Origin of the sequence: uncultured Castellaniella sp., assembly GCF_937988725.1 — a bacterium.
GTDB lineage: Bacteria > Pseudomonadota > Gammaproteobacteria > Burkholderiales > Burkholderiaceae_B > Castellaniella.
Map to the genome: position 1 here is coordinate 189,011 of NZ_CALKHS010000009.1, position 21,456 is coordinate 210,466.

Genomic DNA, 21,456 nt, shown 5'->3' on the forward strand with positions numbered 1-21,456 from the left:
GATCAGCAAATGGGGGTGGACTGCCCGGTTTCAAGCGCCTTCCAGCATTTCCAGCGCCATTCCCAGGGAGGAACCGGTTTCGGGTCGCGCCACAGGCCCAGCCGCTGCGCGCGCGCCTGGCGCTCCAGATCCGCCAGGCCGGGGTCGCGCAGATACTTGCCCCCGCCCTGCCGGTTGGCCCAGGCCATGCCGCCGGCCACCATCAGGCGATTGGCCAGCCGGCCGTCGCCCAGCGGCACGTCGCAGATGTCGCGTCCGTACTGGTCCTGCTCATAGCACCGCAAGGTCAGGGTCTTGCCGGCCGCCAGATCGGCCAGCGCCTTGCGGGCGGCCTGCCCATAGGGCTGGCCGGGCTGGGCGCGCCCATGGCCGGTTTCGGGGGCGTCGATGCTGGCCAGCCGGACCCGGTGCCGCTGGCGCCCGGCCAGCAGAGTCAGGGTATCGCCATCGGCCACCTGCACGACCCGCCCTGACAGCGCATAGGTCCCGCCCACGGCGGGCCAGGCCAGCAGCGCGGCCGCGCACAGCAGCAGCCCCTGCAAAGTCCGCTGACGCAGCGCATCGGGAGTCGGAACGGAACGAAAAAAACGGCTGGATGGCACGGCAAGGCCCCTACGACTGAGAAAAAAGCCCCCACGCGGCGCAGGAGATGCCTGCGGGCCATCGCTTCGCGGCCCGGCGATCAGACGCGGCGGAACGCAGGCCCCGGCCGGCAGATGCGCCATTGTAATGGAGCCGGGCGGATTCGCCCCGCGGACCCTCAATCGGGCCAGGCCCGCTGCAACAGCGCATCCGAGGCCAGGTCCGACGCCTGCGCGCCATACACGCGCCCGCCGCCTCCGCTCAGGCGGCTGTCCACGAAGACCCGCGACACATAGTCCGGCGCATGGCGCAGCAGCAGATCCGCCTGCACCAGCAGGACCAGGTCCTGGGCGATCTGCCGGGCGCGCGCCTGCTGCGCATCCGCAGCCAGGCGCAGATCCCGCAGCAGGCGATCGGCCGTGGCCCGCAAGGCGGGCTCGTCGGCATGGACCTGGGCCAGGGCGTCGATTTCCTGGGTCGTCAGCGCCTCCGCCTGCCGGGCGGCCCGCAGCACGTCCAGGCACATGACGTTGCCCGAGCCTTCCCAGATGGAATTCACAGGCGTTTCCCGATAGAGCCGCGCCATCGGTCCGTCCTCGATGTAGCCGTTGCCGCCCCAGACCTCCATGCACTCGGCGGCGGCCTCGATGGCTCGCTTGCAGACCCAGAACTTGGCTGCCGGCGTCAGAATGCGGCGCAGGGCCTGTTCGGCGGGATTCTCCGGGTGGTCGAAGGCGCGCGCCAGGCGCAGCGCCAGCGTGGTGGCAGCCTCGCTTTCCAGGGCCAGATCCGCCAGCACCTGCCGCATCAGGGGTTGGTCGATCAGGCGGCGGCCGAAGGCCTGGCGATGGCGGGCATGATGGATGGCCTGCACCACGGCCTGGCGCAACAGGGCGGCGCTGCCCAGCACGCAGTCCATCCGCGTGTATGAAGCCATCTCCACCAGCGTGGCGATGCCCCGCCCGGGCTCGCCCACCCGCCGCCCCAGCGCTCCGGAGAATTCGACTTCCGCGCTGGCGTTCGAACGATTGCCCAGCTTGTCCTTCAGGCGCTGGATGCGGACCCCGTTGCGCGTCTCGCGATCCAGCCAGCGCGGGACGTAGAAGCAGGAATGGGCATCGCCGTCGCGGGCCAGCATCAGATGGGCGTCGGACATGGGCGAGGAAAAAAACCATTTATGCCCGGTCAGGCTGAACCAGCCGTCGCCGGCGGATTCCGCCCGGCTGGTGTTGCCGCGCAGGTCGGAGCCCCCCTGTTTTTCCGTCATGCCCATGCCGATCATCATGGAATGCTTGTCCGCGACGGGCAGGTCGCGGGCGTCGTAGCGGCGGCTGGCGAGCTTGGGCTGCAATTCGGCGAACCAGGGTTCGCGGGCCAGCAGGGGGATGGCGGCGCTGGTCATGGTGACCGGGCACAGAGAGCCGGCCTCGATCTGGCCGTGCATCAGATAATGCGCCGCGCGGGCCACGTGGGCGCCTTCGGCGGGCATGACCCAGGCGCTGCCGTGCATGCCCTGGGCGAAGGCCAGGGACAGGAATTCCGACCAGCCCGGATGGAAGTCGACCACGTCGATCCGGCGGCCGGTGCGGTCGAAGGCCCTGAGGACGGGAGATGCCCGGTTGATGTCGGCCGCCAGCCTCGCCAGATCGGCCTGTCCCAGGCGCTGCCCCCAGGATTCCAGGTCGGGTTCGTGATGCTGGCCGCCCTCGCGTCGCACGCCCTGCATCAGGGCGGCATCGGCCAGGAAGAGATTGCAGTCCGGCAGATCCGGCGCCTGGTTTTCCACCTGGTGCGTTTCCGATGTCAGGCCCTGAACAGCCATGCTGGAACCTCCGAATAGGCACGAAGTCACGACCCAGTCTACCTGCGATTCCCGCCGGGGGACAGGCCCTCGATACAATCGGTACAGATCGTTTTTCCGGAGATTGCCACCATGACTCCCCGTTTCCTGATCCTGTGCGGCGCCCTGGTCCTGGCCCTGGGCGTCGCCACGGGCGCCTTCGGCGCCCACGGCCTGCGCCGACTGGTCGCTCCGGACCTGCTGGAAACCTGGCGCACGGCGGCCCACTACCAGCTCATCCATGGACTGGGACTCCTCTTGATCGCCGCCCTGTGGTCGCGCCTGGCGCCCGCCCCCGCCGCCTGGGCCGGCGGGCTGATGCTGGCCGGCCTGCTGATCTTCAGCCTCAGCCTGTACGCCCTGGTCCTGACCGGCATCCAGGCCCTGGGAGCCCTCACCCCGGTGGGCGGCCTGCTGATGATCCTGTCCTGGCTGGCTCTGGCGCTGGCCGCCTGGCGCGGCGCGGCCGCCTGAACGCACGGCGCGGGGGGCCGCCGGAGGCGGTCCTATAATGAATTCCCGTTTATCCGACCGGAATCCCCATGCCCCAAGCCCCCTGTGATCCTGCGCTGCGCGAATGGCTGCGCGCGCTGCCCAAGGCGGAACTGCACCTGCACATCGAAGGCACGCTGGAACCCGAATTGATGTTCGAGCTGGCCGGGCGCAACAAGGTGCCGCTGCCCTACGCCAGCGTCGACGCCGTGCGCGCCGCCTACCGGTTCACCGACCTGCAGTCCTTCCTGGACCTGTACTACGCGGGCGCGAGCGTCCTGGTCACGGAACAGGACTTCCACGACCTGGCCATGGCGTACCTGCGGCGCGCCCGCGACGACGGCCTGGTCCACGTCGAGATCATGTTCGACCCGCAGACCCACACGCACCGCGGCATCGCCATCGGCACCGTGTTCGCGGGCCTGGCCAGCGCCCTGCGCGAGGCGCGCGACACCCTGGGCATCAGCGGCCGCCTGCTGCTCAGCTTCCTGCGGCATCTCAGCGAAGAAGACGCCTTCGCCACCCTGGATGCCGCCCTGCCGCTGCGCGAGGCGTACGCCGACCTGTGGGTGGGCATCGGCCTGGATTCTTCCGAAAAGGGCAACCCGCCGGAAAAATTCGCCCGCGTCTATGCCCGCTGCGCGGAACTGGGCTTCCGCCTGGTGGCCCACGCGGGCGAGGAAGGCCCGGCCGCCTACGTCCGGGAAGCGCTGGAGACGCTGAAGGTCGCCCGCATCGACCACGGGGTGCGCAGCAGCGACGACCCCGCTTTGCTGCAGACCCTGATCCAGCGCCGGATTCCCCTGACCGTCTGCCCGCTGTCCAACCTGAAGCTGGGCGTCGTGCGCGACCTGTCCGAACACAATCTGGCCCGCCTGCTGCGGGCGGGGGCCATGGTCACGATCAACGCCGACGACCCCGCCTATTTCGGCGGCTACGCGCTGGACAACTACGTCGCCAGCGCCCAGGCCCTGGATCTTTCCCGCGACGAGCTGGTCACGCTGGCCGCCAACAGCCTGCAGGCGTCCTTCCTGCCCGCTGCCGACAAGACCCGCTGGCTGGACCAGCTGGCCGTCGCGGCCAGCCGGGGATGAGCGCCATGCCCGCAACCATCAATCCGGGCAAGTTCAGCCTGCCCGCCGACGCCATCCAGGGCGAGTGCCGGCGGCTGGACCGCGCCTTCTACGATCGCCCGGCCATCACGGTCGCCCCCGACCTGCTGGGCCGCCTGCTGATCCACGCCACGCCCGAAGGCCCGCGCATCGGCCGCATCGTCGAGGTCGAGGCCTACCTGGGCCCGACCGACCTGGCCGCCCATACTTCGCGCGGGCGCACCGCCCGCACCCGCGCCATGTTCGGCCCGCCGGGCCACGCCTACGTCTACCTGATCTACGGCATGTACCACTGCATCAATGCCGTCACCGGCCCCGAAGGCAGCGGCACCGCCGTGCTGCTGCGGGCGCTGGCGCCGGTATCGGGCCTGGACAAGGCCGCCAACGGCCCGGGGCGCCTGTGCAAGGCCATGGACATCACGCTGGACCACTACGGCATCGACCTGTGCAGCGACACGCTGTGGATCGCCGAGGACGAATCGCCGAGGCCGGCCAGCATCGTCGCCAGCCCCAGAATCGGCGTGGACTATGCCGGGGAATGGGCCGACAAGCCTCTGCGCTTTCATGTGGACGGCCACCCCGCCGTCAGCCGCCGCCCCGGCAAGAAACGGACGAGATGAGCCTGCCGGCGCCGCGGGGCGCCCATCCGCCAGAGCGTTCCGGGACTGCGCGCGACGGCTCGAATTAACGTGGATCAAGGGCCGCCCAGGCCTTGGCATCCCGGTTGATCTGGCGCAAGACAAGGGTTTTCCCCAGCCCATACGATGGCTAGGTCTTCGACTGCCATCCACCCCGCCGTCATGCGCCTCGCCAGCCAGATTCCCGCTCTGTCGCTCCGCCTTCCCCGACGGATCCTGTTGGCGCTGTGGCTGCTGGCGGGCTGCCTGGCGGCGGCGTCCGCCGGCGCGGCGCCCCAGCCCCAGGCCGGCGGCAAATACCAGGCCTACCAGTTCGGCCAGAGCGGCACGGCCTTGGGCGCCGGCCCCCGCCTGGGCGCTTTTCTGCAGAAAACCGAACCCGGACGGATCTTCCCCGGCGCCGACCGCATCGGCCCCGCCGAAGGCAAGCCCACCGTCGCTCGCGCCTACGCGGGAGACACGCTGCTGGGCTACGTCTACCTGACCACCGACGTCGTCAATACGCGCGGCTATTCCAGCAAGCCCATCGACACCCTGGTGGGGCTGTCGCTCGACGGCAGGATCGTCGGCGCCAAGCTGGTCGAACACCACGAACCCATCGTGCTGATCGGCATCCCCGAGGCCAAGGTCGACGCCTTCATCCAGGGCTACGTCGGCAAGAACTACGTCCAGGAACCGCCACGGCCCGGGGCGCCGCCTCCGGTGGACATCGTCAGCGGCGCCACGGTCACGCTGATGGTGATCGGCGACAGCATCACCCGATCCGTCATGGCGGTGGCCCGCGACTACGGCATCGGCAGGGCCGGAGCCGCCCAGGCCGCGCCCGCCGAGCGGCGGGAGATCGACCCCGACGAGACCGGCCTCCAATCCTGGGACGCATTGCTGGAATCCGGCGCCGTCGGCAGACTGCACGTCAGCGTGGCCGACATCAACCAGGCATTCGAGCAGACCGGGCGCGCCGCCGCCGCCGACAAACCCGAACCCGGCGAGCCCGACGACACCTTCATCGATCTGTACGCGGCCCTGGTCAGCGTGCCGGCCATCGGCCGCAGCCTGCTGGGGGATGCGGAATACCGGTACCTGAGCGAACGGCTGGCCCCGGGGCAATCGGCCATCCTGGTCGCCGGCAACGGCCGCTATTCGTTCAAGGGATCGGGCTACGTGCGCGGCGGCGTCTTCGACCGCATCGAAGTCATCCAGGAAGAACACAGCTTTCATTTCACCGACCTGGATCACCAGCGCCTGGCCGATCTGATGGCCGACGGCGCCCCCCGGCTGCGCGAAATCGCCCTGTTCACCGTGCCATCCGACGCCGTCTTCGATCCAGTCGCCCCCTGGCGCCTGCAGCTCGCCGTGCAACGGGTGCTCAACGTCAGGGAAAAGGCCTTCACGACCCTGAACCTGAACTACACCCTGCCCCGGGATTTCACCCGGATCAGCGCGGCGGCGCCAGCCGCGCGGGCCGGCGGCGCGCCCGAGACGGCCGCCCAGGCGGCGCTGGACCAGGCGCAGGCCGAGGTCGAAGCCGCGCCCGCCCTGTGGCGACAGATCTGGGTGGCCAAGGCCCTGCAGATCGCGATCATTTCGATCGCCCTGCTGACGCTGATCGCGGTGTTCTTCTTCCAGAACCAGATCGTCAAGCACGAAGTCTTCTACCGGCGTTTCCGCACCGTGTTCCTGATCTTCACCCTGTTCTGGATCGGCTGGTACGCCCAGGCGCAGCTCTCGGTCGTCAACGTGCTCACGTTCACCACGTCGCTGCGCACGGATTTCAGCTGGGAATACTTCCTGATGGACCCGATCGTGTTCATCCTGTGGATCGCCACGGCCATGTCCCTGATTTTCTGGAACCGGGGCGCGTTCTGCGGCTGGCTGTGTCCCTTCGGCGCCCTGCAGGAACTGACCAACCAGGTCGCGCAAAAACTGCGCGTGCCCCAGATCAAGGTGCCGCACGGCCTGAACACCCGCCTGGCCGGCCTGAAATACATCATCTTCCTGATCCTGTTCGGCATCTCGCTGTACGAGCTGGGCCTTGCGGAAAAATTCGCCGAGATCGAGCCCTTCAAGACTGCGATCATCCTGAAGTTCGTGCGCGACTGGCCCTTCGTGATCTTCGCCGCCGTGCTGCTGCTGGCGGGACTGTTCATCGAGCGCTTCTACTGCCGCTACCTGTGCCCGCTGGGAGCCGCCCTGGCGATCCCCGCGCGCCTGCGGATCTTCGACTGGCTGCGCCGCTACAAGACCTGCGGCAACCCCTGCCAGCTCTGCGCCGTCGAATGCCCCGTCCAGGCCATCAACCCGGAGGGCGACATCAACCCGAACGAATGCATCCAGTGCCTGAACTGCCAGCAGCTCTACCACAACGACAAGCGCTGTCCGCACCTGATCCAGAAGAACGCCAAGCTCCGGCGCAGCAAGGCGCCGCCCCCGGACGCCGGCCTGCCCGGAGAAACCGTCGTCAGCCGCAAGCCTACCGTCCGCCCCCGCGCGGCCGCCGAACCACAGACCGATTCACCGACCCCATAGCGCCCGACCGGCCACACGGCCAAGGCGCCATGCACACCACTCCTGGGAGAAGCCCATGTCCGACCACCGCAACGACAAGACAGGCCTGAGCCGACGCAAGTTCCTCGGCACCGCCGCCATCACCGGCGCAGCCGCCGTCGGAGCCACCCACCTGGGCGCCAACGCCAAGGACGACCCGAAAAAAGGCCACCAGAGCATCGACGTCGCCCCCGGCGAGCTCGACGAATACTACGCCTTCAATTCCGGCGGCCAGTCGGGCGAAGTGCGCATCCTGGGCCTGCCGTCCATGCGCGAACTGATGCGTATTCCTGTCTTCAACATGTGCAGCGCCACAGGCTGGGGCCGCACCAACGAAAGCCGCAAGATCCTGTCCGACGGCCTGACGCCGGCCACCAGGGCGTTCGCCGAATCCATCGGCGGCGTGCTGCCCAACGGCGACGCCCACCACCCCCACATGTCCTTCACGGACGGCACCTACGACGGACGCTACATCTTCATCAACGACAAGGCCAACACCCGCGTGGCGCGCATCCGCTGCGACGTGATGAAGACGGACAAGATCCTTGAGATCCCCAATGCCGACGGCATCCACGGCCTGCGTCCGCAGCGCTATCCGAAGACCGGCTACGTCTTCTGCAACGGCGAGCACATCGTGCCGCTGCCCAACGACGGCACGGTCATGGACGATCCCAAGAAGAACTTCTGGGCGATCTACACCGCCGTGGACGGGGACACCATGAAGGTGGCCTGGCAGGTGCTGGTGGACGGCAACCTGGACAATGGTGACGCCGACTACCAGGGCAAGTATTCCTTCGCCACCTGCTACAACTCCGAAAAAGGCCTGTCCGTCACGGAAATGTCGGCCAACGAGCAGGACTGGGCGGTGGTGTTCAACATCAAGCGCATCGAGGAAGCCGTCAAGAAAGGCGACTTCAAAGAAATGAACGGCGTGCCCGTCATCGACGGACGCAAGGGTTCCAAGTACACGCGCTACATCCCGGTGCCCAATTCGCCGCACGGCTGCAACGCCGCGCCCGACGGCATCCACGTCGTCTTCAACGGCAAGCTCTCGCCCACGGTCACGGTGATCGACGTGCGCAAACTCGACGATCTGTTCGACGACAAGATCAAGGAACGCGACGTGGTCGTGGCCGAACCCCAGCTGGGCCTGGGGCCGCTGCATACGGCCTTCGACGGCCGCGGCAACGCCTACACCACGCTGTTCATCGACAGCCAGATGTGCAAATGGAACATCGAGAAGGCGAAGAAAGCCTATCAGGGCGAAAAGGTCGACCCCATCATCCAGAAGCTGGACGTGCACTACCAGCCCGGCCACAACCACACCACCATGGGCGAAACCAAGGAAGCCGATGGCAAGTGGCTGGTGTCGCTGAACAAGTTCTCCAAGGACCGATTCCTGAACGTCGGCCCGCTGAAACCGGAAAACGACCAGTTGATCGACATTTCCGGCGACGAGATGAAGCTGGTGCACGACGGCCCCAGTTTCGCCGAGCCGCACGACATGCTGCTGGTCCACCGCTCCAAGGTCCGCCCCAAACACATCTGGGACCGCAACGACCCCATGTGGGAAGATGCCCGCCAGATGGCGGCCAAGGACGGCGTGACGCTGGAATCCGCGTCCAACGTCATCCGCGACGGCAACAAGGTGCGCGTGTACATGGTTGCCGTCGCTCCGGTCTTCAGCCTGCCCAGCTTCGAGGTGAACGAGGGCGACGAGGTCACGGTGGTCGTCACCAACATGGAGCGCATCGAGGACCTGACGCACGGCTTCACGCTGACGGGCTACGGCATCGCCATGGAAATCGGACCCCAGGCCACCTCGTCGGTGACGTTCACGGCCTCGCGTCCCGGCGTGCACTGGTACTACTGCCAGTGGTTCTGCCATGCGCTGCACATGGAAATGTCGGGCCAGATGTACGTCAAGCCGAAGAAGGCCTGATGCCATGCGACGCGTCACCGCCCTGCGTGTCGACGCGGCCCGGGCGGCCGGGCTGATCCTCGCCGCCGCGTGGACGACGGCGGGGGCGGCGACCGTCGACATTCCCGCCGGCGCCCGCCTGCAGGATGCGATCGCGGCCGCCGCTCCCGGCGACGTGCTGCGCCTGGCGCCGGGCGACTACCCGGGCAATCTGGTGATCGACAAACCTCTGACGCTGGAAGGCCCGCCCGGGCGCGACGCCCGCATCCTGGGCGAACGCAAGGGCAGGACGATCTGGGTGCGGGCGGCCGACGTCACGCTCAGGCGCCTGAGCATCCGCCACTCGGGCCTGAGCCTGCCGGACATGGACGCCGGCGTCTTCCTGGACAAGACCGCCGCGCGCGCGCGCATCGCCGACAACGACATCCTGGACAATTCCGTGGGCGTCTACCTGTGGGGCGCCCGCGATGCCCTGGTGGAAAACAACCGCATCGTGGGCAATACGGGCTTGCGCGTCAATGAACGCGGCAACGGCGTCACGGTCTGGAACGCCCCCGGATCGAAAGTCGCGGGCAACGACATTTCCGAAGGCCGCGACGGCATTTTCTCCAACAACAGCCGGGAAAACGTCTTCAGCGGCAACGTCTTCCACCATCTGCGCTACGCCGTGCACTACATGTACACCAACGACAGCGAGGTCAGCGGCAACGTCTCTCGCGACAACGACATCGGCTACGCGATCATGTTCTCCCGCCGCCTGACGGTGCGCGACAACATCGCCGTGCGCAGCGCGCACCAGGGTCTGATGCTCAACGCCACGGACGATTCCCGCATCCAGGGCAATGTGGTCGTCGATGCGGAAAAATGCGTCTTCGTCTACAACGCCAACCTCAACGAACTGGCCGACAACCGATTCCAGGACTGCGGCATCGGCGTGCACTACACCGGATCCGAGGGCAACCGCATCCACGGCAACGCCTTCATCCAGAACCAGAATCAGGTCAAGTACGTCGGCACCCGCTACCTGGAGTGGTCGCTGGACGGACGCGGCAACTACTGGTCCGACCTGTCGGCCTTCGACCTGGACGGCGACGGCATCGGCGACACCGCCTATCGCCCCAACGGCCTGATCGATCAGGTCATCTGGCGGGCGCCCAATGCGCGCCTGCTGCTCAACAGCCCGGCCGTCACCATCGTGCGCTGGGCCCAATCGCAGTTTCCCGCCATCCTGCCCGGCGGCGTGATCGACAGCGCGCCCTTGATGGCGCCCCCTGTTTCACCCGCCTGGAAACACTACGAGGCCTTGCCATGACCGTGACAGCTTCGCCCATCGACCTGCGCCGCGTGACCAAGCGCTACGGCGCCCAGCGCGCCGTGGACGACGTCAGCCTGTATCTGGAACCCGGTGAATGCGTCATCCTGGCCGGCCACAACGGCGCCGGCAAAAGCACGCTGATCAAGCTGATCCTGGGCCTGATCAGACCGGAATCGGGCACCGTGCGCGTGCTGGGCGACCTGGCCGCCAGCCCCGCCGCCGTCCGCGGCCGCCGCCAGATCGGCTACCTGCCGGAAACCGTGGCGCTGCACCCCTCGCTGACGGGATCCGAAACCCTGGCCTTCTACGCGCGCCTGAAAGGCCTGTCCACCCAGGGCAACGCGGCGCTGCTGGCCCGGGTGGGCATCGCCGAGGCCGCCGGCCGGCGGGTGGGCGGCTATTCCAAGGGCATGCGGCAACGACTGGCCCTGGCGCAGGCCCTGCTGGGCAAGCCGCGCATCCTGTTGCTGGACGAGCCCACGACGGGCCTGGATCCGGCCTCGCGCCTGCTGTTCTACGACATCGTGCGCGAGTTGCGCGACACCGGCGCCGCCATCCTGCTGTCCACTCACGCGCTGGCCGAACTCGAGGGCCACGCCGACCGCGTCATCGTGATGCAAAAGGGGCGCAAGACCGCGGATGGCAGTCTGAGCGATCTGCGGCGGGATGCTGGCCTGCCGGCGCGCATCCGTCTGACGCTGGACGAAGAGCCCATCCGGATCCCCGAAGGCTGGCGGCGCATCGGCGCGCGCCGCCTGGAACTGAGCTGCCCCGAATCCGAGAAACTGCACCGGCTGCGCGATGCCCAGGCGCTGCCCCACGTCTGCGACATCGAACTGGAACACCCCGGGCTGGACGAGATGTACGCGCACTTTCTACGCCGGGAGGACGCATGAACCCGACCCTGACCCTGATCCAGAAGGAAATCCGCGACGGACTGCGCAACCGCTGGGTGCTGGCCATCGCGCTGCTGCTGGCCATGCTGGCTCTGTCGCTGGGGTTTCTGGGCAGCGCGCCCACCGGCAGCGTCAAGGTCGACCCCCTGACCGTGACGGTCGTCAGCCTGTCGAGCCTGTCGATCTTCCTGGTGCCGCTGATCGCCATGCTGCTGTCCTATGACGCCATCGTCGGCGAAATCGACCGGGGCACCATGAACCTGCTGTTGAGCCATCCGGTCTCGCGCTCTCAAGTCATGGCGGGCAAGTTCTGCGGCCACCTGGCGATCCTGGCGCTGGCCATCGGCGCCGGCTACGGCCTGGCCGGCCTGGCGCTGCAACTGGTCTTCGGCGGCCTGGATCCGGCGGCCTGGGGCCCGTTCGCCCTGCTGATCGCCGCCAGCATCCTGCTGGGCGCCGCCTTCCTTTCGCTGGGCTACCTGATCAGCGCCCTGGTCCAGGAACGCCAGACCGCCGCCGGCCTCGCCATCGGCGTCTGGCTGTTCCTGGTGGTGATCTACGACATGGGCCTGCTGGGCGTGCTGGTGCTCGACCAGGGACGCACGATCACCGCGCCCATTCTGAACACGATCCTGCTGTTCAATCCGACCGACGTCTACCGCCTGCTCAATCTCACCGGCCACGAGAACATCGCCCTGTTTTCCGGCATGGCGGGACTGAGCGGCCAGGCGACGTTGTCGCCCTCGACGCTGCTGCTGGCCCAGGTACTGTGGATCGTCATCCCGCTGGCGCTGGCGACGCGCGCATTCAACCGGAGGGCGCTATGACGACGACCGCCATGTCCCTCGGCCGCCGCAGCCGGCGTCTGCTGGGCGGCGTCGCGCTGGCCCTGCTGCTGGGCGCCTGCGGCGCGGGCGGCGCCGATTCCGGCCCGCTCCCGCCCCCCCATACGATGAACGAACAGGCCATCGGCCACTATTGCGGCATGAATCTCTACGAACACGTCGGCCCCAAGGGCCAGATCCTTCTGCGCGACCGGGACGCCGCCGTCTGGTTTTCCACCATCCGGGAGGTCTTCGCCTACACGCTGCTGCCCGAGGAGCCCAAGACCATTCTGGCGATCTACGTCCAGGACATGGGGCAGGCGGACAGCAAGGGCAACCCTCCGATGGACGCCTGGATCGACGCGCGCCGCGCGCACTTCCTGATCGAAAGCCGGACGGTCGGCGGGATGGGCGCGCCCGACGCCCTGCCCTTTGCCCGCCTGGAAGACGCCCAGGCCTACCGGCAGCGGTACGGCGGACGCATCGTCGGGTTCCGGGACATGCCGGAAGACTATGTGCTGCGATACCTCGAACCCGCCACGCCCTCCGATGCGGGCGCCCGCGATTCCGTCACCTTCGGAGAGCCCGCATGACCACCGCCACCCGCCGCCGCTTCCTGGGCATCACCGCCGCCAGCGCCGCCCTGCTGGGCGCCTCGCCGCTGCGCGCCGCCCTGTCCCGCCCCGGCGAGCTGCCGGAGCCTGTCGTCTGGCGCGGCATCGCGCTGGGCGCCGACGCCGAAATGCAGCTGCTGCATCCCGACCGCGCCCACGCGCAAAGACTGGTCCGCCTGGCCATCGGCGAGATCCACCGGCTGGAAAGCATCTTCAGTCTCTACCGCGACGACAGCGCGCTGGCGCGGCTCAACCGCGCGGGCCGTCTGGACGCGCCGCCCGCCGATCTCTGCCGCCTGATGTCCGAGGCCTGCGGCTTCGCAACCCTGACCGACGGTTACTTCGACCCGACCGTGCAGCCGCTGTGGCGCTGGTACGTCCGGCAGGGCCTGTCGCGCCGCCCGCCGGCTTTCGACCCGGACGCGCTGCGCCCCGTCCTGAACCACGTGGATCATCGGGCCATCCAGATCGAACCGGACCTGATCCGGTTCCGCCGCCCCGCCATGGAAGTCACCCTGAACGGCATCGCCCAGGGCTACATCACCGACCGGGTGACGGAACTGCTGCGCGCCAATGGTCTGGAGCATGCCATGATCGACCTGGGCGAGGCCCGCGGCCTTGGGCGGCCGGACGCCAGCCGCCCCTGGCGCGCCGGGCTGGCCGATCCGAGCGATCGCACGCGCCTGATGGACACCATCGAACTGGACGACCGGGCGCTGGCGACTTCCGGCGGCTATGGGACGCCGCTGGACGATTCCGGCGCGCTGACCCATCTGTTCGACCCCCACACCGGCAGCGCGATGCCGCGCTGGCGCAGCGCCAGCGTGCGCGCCCTCGACGCCACCACGGCCGACGCCCTGTCCACGGCCTTTGCCTTGATGCCCGAATCCTCCATTCGTGCTATCATTTCGCGCCTTCCAGTGCAGGCGTGGCTGCTGCCCCCGGATTCCGGGACGCTGATTCGCCTGGGATAGCTGGAAACACAGCGTGATATGACAGCTTCAAAAAAACATGTTATATTTACGCCTCTTTAGCGGCTGTAGCTCAGTTGGATAGAGTACTTGGCTACGAACCAAGGGGTCGTGGGTTCGAATCCTGCCAGCCGCGCCAGAATTACCCTGTCGTCTCGACAGGTTAGAAACCGCCTAGGGTCCAACGCCTAGGCGGTTTTTGTTTGGGCCGCGCAAACGCGCGACGCCGGGCCCGCCCGGTTCCCGGTCGCGCCGGGAACTGGCACCGGCCCGGATCAATCCTGCTTCAGCACCTCGGGCTCCGGCGAATCGGTCGGGTTCGCCAGCAGCTTCTTCAGTTCCGGCGTCATGGGCCAGTTCAGGTTCACGCCCTTGGGCGGGATGGGTTGGGTGAACCATTTGACGTAGAGCTTTTCCACCTGCCCGTCCGCGATCATCGCCTTGACGGCATCGTCCACGGCCTGCTTGAAGCGGGGATCGTTCTTCGGCTCGATGATGCCGTAGGGTTCGAAGGTATAGGCGTCCTTGCTGATGCTCCAGGCCTTGGGGTCATGGGCGTTGGCCACCAGGCCGGCCAGCAGGATGCCGTCCATGAAGAAGGCGGACGCGCGGCCGTTGGCCACGGCCAGGAAGGCTTCGGCGTGGTCGCTGGCGGTGATGATCCTCATGCCCAGCCGGTCTTTGGCATTGATCTCGGTCAGCCACTTCAGGTTGGTGCTGCCCGACACCGAAATCACCGTCTTGCCCCGGAAGTCGCTCAGGTGGTGCAGATTCGATTGTTTCAGCGAGGCGAAGTGCGTCGCCGACACGAAGGTCGCCGGCGCGAAATCGACCTGCTGCTGGCGCTGAACGTTGTTCGTGTCGGGCCCGCAGGACAGATCGATGGTGCCATTGGCGATCAGGGGAATCCGCGTAGAGCCGGTGACGGGCACTTCCTTGATACGGATGGCGGGCAACCCCAGCTTTTTCTTCAGCGCATCGGCGATGCCGGCGCAGATGTCCATGGCATACCCGACGGACTTCTGATGATCGTCCAGATAGGAAAACGGAATCGCGGCGTCGCGGGTGCCGATGGCGATCTCGCCGGTCGACTGGATCCTGTCCAGCCTGCTGGACGCGGCGGCCTGCGCGGCGCCGCCGGCCGCCATCGCCAGGGCGGCCGCCAGGACGAGGAATGATGCTTTCATAAGGGTTCCTGCTCGAATACGGAATGTGTCGGTTTCCGCCCGCCTTATCGCGGGGGATTCTTAAAATTGTAGGAAATATTTGACATCCCATATATTTCCGCAGGAAATATACAAATAAGCCCTGCCCGCGGCAGAAGCCTTCAAAGCCGCCGGCCGGCACTCAGCTTTGACCCCCCGCCCGGAAATGCAGCCGAGCCCCCACGGGGATCTGCGCCAGGCGGTCCAGGTGCCGGCTGCGGACCACGGCGATCACGGGATAGCCGCCCGTCAGGGGATGATCGGCCAGGAACAGCACGGGCTGCCCATCGGCCGGCACCTGGATGGCGCCGACGACGGTGCCCTCGCTGGGCAGCTCCTGCGTCCTGCTGCGCGTCAGCGCCCGGGCGCCCGCCAGGCGCATGCCGACCCGGTTGGACTGCGGCGTGACCTGCCAGGCCTGGGACAGCAGCAGTTCCCGGGCCGAGGCGTCGAACCAGTCCTGGCGCGGACCCAGAACGACATCCAGAGTCACGTCATCGCCCGAGACCGGCAGGCCGCCGGCTGCGGCGTCGGGGGCCTCAGCCGATCCGGCCACCGCCGAACGCCCCGCCGCCAGCAGGTCCCCGGCCCGGATCGGAGCCGGCCCGATGCCCGCCAGCACGTCGGTGGCGCGGCTCCCCAACACGGCTTCGGTCTCCCAGCCGCCCCGCACCGCCACGTAACAGCGCACCCCGGCCCGAACCCGGCCGATGCGCAGCGCCTGACCGTCTTCCATCGTCAGCGCGCGCTGCGCGGCGGCGGGCAGCCGCACACCGGCAGCCGTCGTCAGGGAGACCGGCGCCTGCGCGCCGGTGACGGCCACCACGGCCCGCCCCCGGCACACCAGTTCCAGGTCGCCCAGCGCGTTTTCCAGCACGGCGGCATCGGGCGCATTGCCGACCAGGCGGTTCGCCTGCCGCATCGCCGCCCGATCCAGCGCGCCTGAACGCGAGACCCCCATGCCCGTCAAGCCGGGGCGGCCCAGGTCCTGGAACAGGGTCTGAAGGCCGGCCCGCCGGACTTCCAGCCGGACGGCGGATGCCTCGTCGTCCGGCGACGCGGCGGACAGATCGGCGGAAGCGTCCAGGTTCGCGGCAGGCGCGGCGGACCGCGCGGGCGATTCGGACGCCGGCGGCTCTTCGGCCAGCCCCGCCGAAGGCGCCGACGCCAGGCTGACGGCGACGCGCGGCGCATCCAGATCGTGGAAACGCACCCGGCAGCCGGGCTGCACCAGCGCCGATTCCGCCCGGCTGAGGTCCCACATGCGGACCGGAGTGATCCCCAGCAACTGCCAGCCGCCAGGGCTGTCCGAGGGATAGACGGCGCTGAATTCCCCCGCCGCCGCCACGGAGCCCGCCGGCACGCGCGTGCGCGGGCTGGGCCGCCGGGGCAGGCCGTGAAAGCAGGCGTCGCCGCCCGTCAGATACACGAAACCGGGCGCGAAGCCGGCGAAGGCCGCCTGGAAATCGCTGCCCGTGTGGCGCTCGACGAGCTCCGCGCGCGTCATCCCCAGACGATCGGCGACCTCGTCCAGGTCCGCCCCCGTATAGCGCACGGGAATGTCCACCAGCCGCCCCGCGGCGGCATCCGCCGACGCCGCCGCGCCGCCCGCCGCCGTCCGCAGGCATCGATGCAGCCAGCGGATCACCGCCCGCGGCGGCGCCCGGTCCGGCTCGAACGCCACCAGCAGGGTGCGCGCGGCCGGCACCAGATCCGCCACCCCGGGCAGCCGGTCGGCTTCCGCCGCCCGGAACAAGGCCAGCACAGCATCCAGGGAATCCAGCTCGACCAGCAGGGCCTCGTCGCCCGCCGGCAGGAAGCGCGGTGCCGCCATCAATGCTCCAGCGACTCGACGAAGGGCCGCAACGTCACGCCCGCGGCATCCAGGCGGGTCCGCACGGCGCGCGCCATGTCCACCGCGCCCGGGCTGTCGCCATGCACGCAGATGGAGTCCGCCCGCAGCCGCACCCGCGACCCGTCGATGGCCGTCAGTTCGCCCGTGCGCGTCCAGTCGAGCATGCGGTCCGCGACCTGGTCCGGATCGTGCAGGACGGCGCCGGGCTCGCGCCGCGACACCAGGACGCCCTGGGGCGTGTAGGCCCGGTCCGCGAAGGCCTCGGCCACGACCCGCAGGCCGCGCTCCCGCGCCCATTCCAGGATGGCGGACCCCGCCAGCCCCATCAGGACCAGATCCGGATCGATGCCGAGCAGCGCCGTGATCACGTCGGCGGCCTGGCGCTCATCGTGGGCGATGGTGTTGTACAGGGCGCCATGCGGCTTGACGTAGCGCACCCGGGTGCCCGCCGCGGCCGCCAGCCCCTGCAGGGCGCCGATCTGGTAGATCACGTCGGCCACCAGTTCGCGGCTGGACGGGTCCATATTGCGTCGGCCGAACCCCGCCAGGTCGGGATAGCCCACGTGGGCGCCCACCACCACGCCCCGGGCCGCCGCGGCCCGCAGGGTGTCCAGAATGCCGGCGGGATCCCCGGCATGAAAGCCGCATGCGACGTTGGCGCTGGTGACGATGTCGAGCATGGCGGCGTCGTCGCCCATGCGCCAGGCGCCGAAGCTTTCCCCCAGATCACTGTTCAAGTCCATGATGTTTCCTTATCATTCCAAGCAACGCGACGGATTGTTGAGCAATCCGCCCTTCCAAAAAACAATCCGCCGCCCAACCAGCCGGCGAACCAGGGGCCCTCATGCAATCCCGGCATTATCCCAGCACCCTCCCGTCCCTGAGCCTGGCCGACACGGTCGCCGAGAACCTGCGCCAGCAACTGATCCAGGGCCAACTGCATGCGGGCCAGCGCCTGTCCGAAGCCAGCCTGAGCGAACAGCTGGAGGTGTCGCGCAATACCCTGCGCGAGGCTTTCCGCATCCTGGTCAAGGAAGGCCTGCTGCACCATGAGCCCAACCGCGGCGTGTCGGTCGTCGTTCCCAGCATCGCCGACATCATCGACATCTACCGGGTGCGCCGCCTGATCGAATGTCAGGCGCTGGCCCAGGCCTGGCCGCGCCATCCGGCCCACAAGCGCCTGAACCAGGCCACCGACGCCGCCCGGCGCATGCGCGAGACAGGCGACTGGCTGGGAGTCGGGTCGGCCAACATGGCGTTTCACGCCAGCATCGTCGCCCTGGCCGACAGCGCCCGCCTGTCGGCGATGTTCGCCGACATCGCCGCCGAGCTGCGGCTGGCGTTCGGCCTGCTGGACGATCCGGAATACCTGCACGCGCCTTTCGTGGACCAGAACATTCATCTGTTGAACCTGTTTGAATCCGGCGACACGGCCGCCGCCGCCCAGACACTGGAACATTACCTGATCCAGTCCGAACGCATGGTGCTGTCGGTCTACGCCCGGCGGATCGACTGAGCCCGCGCCGACTGGAAGCGTCCCGCCGACAGGACGGAATCGCCGTGTTCATCCTTCGCACCTGATTGAACAATCATATTCAAATGAGTGAACAAACAAAGACTATATCGTCTACAAGAATATTCTCATTGTTGAAAACCCTGATGGTCGGCGGGCGAGAGCTGCGCTACTGTTTCCCCTGGCCATTGCCTGGATCAGACCCGGCCCGCCGGCGCATGTGTTCTCCACGGCCTTGCCTCCCCGTTCACGACCCGCTAGGAGATCTGATGAAACGTCGCACTTTTTTCACCGCCACCCTGGCTGCCGGCCTGGGCCTGGCGTTCAATGCCCACGCCGCCACGCAATGGGACCTGGCGTCCGCCTATCCCGCCTTCAACTTCCATTCCCAGAACCTGGAACAGTTCTCCAAGGACGTCTCCGCCGCCACGAACGGCGATCTGAAGATCACGGTGCATTCGGGCGCCTCGCTCTTCAAGATGCCGGAAATCAAGCGCGCCGTGCAGGGCGGGCAGGCCCAGGCGGGCGAATTCTTCATGGTCAGCTTCCAGAACGAATGGCAGCCTTTCGGGCTGGACGGCCTGCCCTTCCTGGCCAGCAACTACGACCAGGCCTGGAAGCTCTACCAGGCGCAGCGCCCCGCCCTGGTCAAGAAACTGGATCAGCAAGGCATGAAGCTGCTGTATGCCGTCGCCTGGCCGCCGCAAAGCATCTACAGCAACAAGCCCATCAACTCCGTCGCCGACCTGAAGGGCATGAAATGGCGCGTCTACAGCCCGACCACGGCCCGCATCGGCGAACTGGTCGGCGCCCAGCCCGTCACCATCCAGGAAGCCGAACTCTCCCAGGCCCTGGCCACCGGGGTCATCGAAGGCCTGATCACCTCCAGCGCCACGGGCGCCGACAACAAGCTCTACGAGCACATGAAGTACTTCACCAACGTCCAGGCCTGGATCCCCAAGAACGCGGTGGTCGTCAACAAGAAGGCCTTCGAATCCCTGCCCAAGGCTGAACAGGACGCCGTGCTGAAGGCCGCCGCCCAGGCCGAGGAACGCGGCTGGAAAGCGTCGCGCCAGGTGGACGCCGACTCCATCGCCAAACTGAAGGCCGGCGGCATGCAGATCGTCGAACCCTCGGCCGAACTGCGCGCGGGGCTGGCGAAGGTCGGCGATACGGTCATCCAGGAATGGACGGCCAAGGCGGGCGACGACGGCAAGCGGATTCTGGCCGATTACCGCGCCGGCAAATAAGGTCTGACACGACAAGGACATCCTATGCGCAAATGGCTCGACCGCCTCTATGACGTCAGCGCCTGGCTGGCGGGGCTATGCATGATCCTGGTTCTTGTCGCCGTCACCTTCACCATCCTGGGCCGCCTGATCGGCTTTCCGGTCGGCGGCGTCGATTCCTACGCCGGATACGCGATGGCCGGCTCGGGGTTCCTGGCCCTGGCCAGCACCCTGAAGAAAGGCGAACACATCCGCGTCACGCTGGTGCTGGGCATGCTGCGGGGGTCCGGGCGCCGGGGGCTGGAACTGGCCGCCCTGCTGCTCGCCACCCTGCTGGCCGGCTTCCTCGCCTTCTATTCCGCGCGGCTGGTCTGGCAGTCCTGGGTCTTCCAGGACATGTCCACCGGCATCGACGCCACCCCCATGTGGATCCCGCAGACCCTGATGGCCGTGGGCACCCTGGTGTTCTTCATCGCCTTCCTGGACGAACTCTGCCTGGAATGGCGCGGCCAGCGCGAACACGAGTCCACCGAGGACCTGCACCATGAATGAGATCACCGCCAGCATCGTCCTGATCGTGGTCCTGTTCGCCCTGCTGGGCGGCGGGGTCTGGGTCGGCCTGACCCTGGCCGGCGTGGCCCTGTTCGGCATGGAATTCTTTTCCGCCCGCCCGGCCGGCGACGCCATGGCCATCACCATCTGGGGCAGTTCCAGCAGCTGGACGCTGACCGCCCTGCCCCTGTTCATCTGGATGGGCGAAATCCTGTACCGCACGAACCTGTCGGAAAACCTCTTCCGGGGCCTGGCGCCCTGGGTGAACCGCCTGCCCGGGCGCCTGCTGCACACCAATGTGCTGGGCTGCACGATCTTCGCCTCGGTGTGCGGCTCGTCGGCGGCCACCTGCGTGACCGTGGGCAAGATGAACCTGCCGGAACTGCGCAAGCGCGGCTATCCCGACGCGCAGATCATCGGCTCGCTGGGCGGACCGGCCACGCTGGGGCTGCTGATCCCCCCGTCCATCATCCTCATCGTCTACGGCGTGGCGGCGGAAACCTCCATCGCCAAGCTCTTCATCGCCGGCATCATCCCGGGCCTGCTGCTGGCGGCGCTGTTCAGCGGCTGGCTGATGGGCTGGGCGCTGCTGCATCCCGACCAGGTGCCCGAAGTCGCCGCCCGGATGGGGCTGCGCGAAAAGCTGCGCGAATCGCGCCAGCTGATCCCGGTGGTGCTGCTGATCCTGGGCGTCATCGCCAGCATCTACACCGGCGTGGCCACGGCCACGGAATCCGCCGCCATCGGGGTGCTGGGCGCCTTCCTGCTGTCGGCCTGGCAGAAATCCCTGACCTGGCAGTCGTTCCGGGACGCGCTGCTGGGGGCCACGCGCCTGTACTGCATGATCGCCCTGATCCTGGCCGGCGCGGCCTTCATGACGCTGTCCATGGGCTACATCGGCCTGCCGCGCCAGCTCGCCGAATTCGTCGGCGGACTGCAGCTGTCGCCCGCCATGCTGATCATCGCCCTGGGGCTGTTCTACATCGTGCTGGGCTGCTTTCTGGACGGCATCTCCACGATCGTCCTGACCATGGGCGTCGTGCTGCCCATCATCCAGGCGGCGGGCATCGACCCGCTGTGGTTCGGCATCTTCCTGGTGATCACGGTGGAAACCGCGCAGATCACCCCGCCGGTGGGCTTCAACCTGTTCGTGCTGCAAAGCATGACGCGCAAGGAAATCACCTACATCGCCCGGGTCTGCGCCCCCTATTTCAGCCTGATGATGCTGCTGCTGGTGGCGTTGTGGTTCTTCCCCGCGCTGGCGACCTGGCTGCCGTCGCACATGTAGCGCGCGGCGCCGGCGCCGGCGATTTGTCTTTGCCCGACGGACGTGGAATGATAACGACTTTCAAT

General features: G+C 67.9%; 19 protein-coding genes and 1 tRNA gene. 15 read left to right on the forward strand and 5 right to left on the reverse strand.

Annotation, left to right across the window (positions count from 1 at the left end):
- Positions 1-2: 2 nt before the first annotated feature.
- Together Q0263_RS08365 and Q0263_RS08370 are read right to left on the reverse strand one after the other, a co-directional pair.
- A complete protein-coding gene (locus tag Q0263_RS08365) occupies positions 3-602 on the reverse strand; it encodes a thermonuclease family protein (RefSeq protein WP_298015247.1) in 600 nt (199 codons plus the stop codon).
- A 158-nt stretch (positions 603-760) separates the two neighbouring features.
- A complete protein-coding gene (locus Q0263_RS08370) occupies positions 761-2,404 on the reverse strand; it encodes an acyl-CoA dehydrogenase family protein (RefSeq protein WP_298015249.1) in 1,644 nt (547 codons plus the stop codon).
- Positions 2,405-2,515: 111 nt separating this feature from the next.
- Between Q0263_RS08370 and Q0263_RS08375 the strand changes: the two genes are divergently transcribed.
- The 11 genes from Q0263_RS08375 to Q0263_RS08425 all read left to right on the forward strand — a co-directional run bounded on the left by Q0263_RS08375 (position 2,516) and on the right by Q0263_RS08425 (position 13,888).
- Positions 2,516-2,896, forward strand: a complete 381-nt coding sequence (locus Q0263_RS08375) for a DUF423 domain-containing protein (protein ID WP_298015251.1) — start codon at positions 2,516-2,518, stop codon at positions 2,894-2,896.
- Positions 2,897-2,964: 68 nt separating this feature from the next.
- Positions 2,965-4,008, forward strand: a complete 1,044-nt coding sequence (locus tag Q0263_RS08380) for an adenosine deaminase (protein ID WP_298015253.1) — start codon at positions 2,965-2,967, stop codon at positions 4,006-4,008.
- A gap of 5 nt (positions 4,009-4,013) precedes the next feature.
- Entirely contained in the window at positions 4,014-4,646 is a 633-nt protein-coding gene (locus Q0263_RS08385; protein ID WP_298015255.1) for a DNA-3-methyladenine glycosylase, read from the forward strand.
- Positions 4,647-4,790: 144 nt separating this feature from the next.
- A complete protein-coding gene (locus Q0263_RS08390; RefSeq protein ID WP_298015256.1) occupies positions 4,791-7,190 on the forward strand; it encodes a NosR/NirI family protein in 2,400 nt (799 codons plus the stop codon).
- Positions 7,191-7,245: 55 nt separating this feature from the next.
- A complete protein-coding gene (gene nosZ, locus Q0263_RS08395; protein WP_298015258.1) occupies positions 7,246-9,150 on the forward strand; it encodes a TAT-dependent nitrous-oxide reductase in 1,905 nt (634 codons plus the stop codon).
- A gap of 4 nt (positions 9,151-9,154) precedes the next feature.
- On the forward strand, positions 9,155-10,441 hold the full coding sequence (locus Q0263_RS08400; protein ID WP_298015260.1) for a nitrous oxide reductase family maturation protein NosD: 1,287 nt from the start codon (positions 9,155-9,157) through the stop codon (positions 10,439-10,441).
- Complete coding sequence (locus Q0263_RS08405; protein ID WP_298015262.1) at positions 10,438-11,340, forward strand: ABC transporter ATP-binding protein; 903 nt, start codon at positions 10,438-10,440, stop codon at positions 11,338-11,340. Before Q0263_RS08400 ends, Q0263_RS08405 begins: the two co-directional genes overlap by 4 nt.
- Positions 11,337-12,167 (forward strand): ABC transporter permease, encoded by an 831-nt coding sequence (locus tag Q0263_RS08410; protein ID WP_298015264.1) that lies wholly within the window; start codon positions 11,337-11,339, stop codon positions 12,165-12,167. Before Q0263_RS08405 ends, Q0263_RS08410 begins: the two co-directional genes overlap by 4 nt.
- Positions 12,164-12,757: a nitrous oxide reductase accessory protein NosL gene (locus tag Q0263_RS08415; protein ID WP_298015266.1), complete on the forward strand. Its 594-nt coding sequence runs from the start codon at positions 12,164-12,166 to the stop codon at positions 12,755-12,757. The genes Q0263_RS08410 and Q0263_RS08415 overlap by 4 nt, the downstream gene beginning before the upstream one ends.
- Entirely contained in the window at positions 12,754-13,752 is a 999-nt protein-coding gene (locus tag Q0263_RS08420; RefSeq protein WP_298015268.1) for an FAD:protein FMN transferase, read from the forward strand. Before Q0263_RS08415 ends, Q0263_RS08420 begins: the two co-directional genes overlap by 4 nt.
- A gap of 59 nt (positions 13,753-13,811) precedes the next feature.
- A tRNA-Arg gene (locus Q0263_RS08425) sits at positions 13,812-13,888 on the forward strand.
- A 136-nt stretch (positions 13,889-14,024) separates the two neighbouring features.
- Here the strand turns inward: Q0263_RS08425 and Q0263_RS08430 are convergent.
- The 3 genes from Q0263_RS08430 to Q0263_RS08440 all read right to left on the reverse strand — a co-directional run bounded on the left by Q0263_RS08430 (position 14,025) and on the right by Q0263_RS08440 (position 17,552).
- Positions 14,025-14,936, reverse strand: a complete 912-nt coding sequence (locus tag Q0263_RS08430; protein ID WP_298015270.1) for an amino acid ABC transporter substrate-binding protein — start codon at positions 14,934-14,936, stop codon at positions 14,025-14,027.
- Between the two features lie 160 nt (positions 14,937-15,096).
- A complete protein-coding gene (locus tag Q0263_RS08435) occupies positions 15,097-16,788 on the reverse strand; it encodes a 5-oxoprolinase/urea amidolyase family protein (RefSeq protein WP_298015272.1) in 1,692 nt (563 codons plus the stop codon).
- Positions 16,788-17,552 (reverse strand): 5-oxoprolinase subunit PxpA, encoded by a 765-nt coding sequence (locus tag Q0263_RS08440; protein WP_298015273.1) that lies wholly within the window; start codon positions 17,550-17,552, stop codon positions 16,788-16,790. Before Q0263_RS08440 ends, Q0263_RS08435 begins: the two co-directional genes overlap by 1 nt.
- A gap of 101 nt (positions 17,553-17,653) precedes the next feature.
- Here Q0263_RS08440 and Q0263_RS08445 point away from each other — a divergent pair, with 101 nt between their 5' ends.
- The 4 genes from Q0263_RS08445 (at position 17,654) to Q0263_RS08460 (ending at position 21,391) form a co-directional block, all read left to right on the forward strand.
- Positions 17,654-18,325, forward strand: coding sequence for a GntR family transcriptional regulator (locus tag Q0263_RS08445; protein WP_298015275.1), 672 nt, complete (start codon positions 17,654-17,656; stop codon positions 18,323-18,325).
- A 266-nt stretch (positions 18,326-18,591) separates the two neighbouring features.
- Positions 18,592-19,572 carry a TRAP transporter substrate-binding protein gene (locus Q0263_RS08450; protein WP_298015277.1) on the forward strand — a complete coding sequence of 327 codons (981 nt, stop codon included), beginning with the start codon at positions 18,592-18,594 and terminating at the stop codon, positions 19,570-19,572.
- A 24-nt stretch (positions 19,573-19,596) separates the two neighbouring features.
- Entirely contained in the window at positions 19,597-20,103 is a 507-nt protein-coding gene (locus tag Q0263_RS08455) for a TRAP transporter small permease (RefSeq protein WP_298015278.1), read from the forward strand.
- Positions 20,096-21,391: a TRAP transporter large permease subunit gene (locus Q0263_RS08460; protein ID WP_298015280.1), complete on the forward strand. Its 1,296-nt coding sequence runs from the start codon at positions 20,096-20,098 to the stop codon at positions 21,389-21,391. Before Q0263_RS08455 ends, Q0263_RS08460 begins: the two co-directional genes overlap by 8 nt.
- The last annotated feature ends 65 nt before the right edge of the window (positions 21,392-21,456 follow it).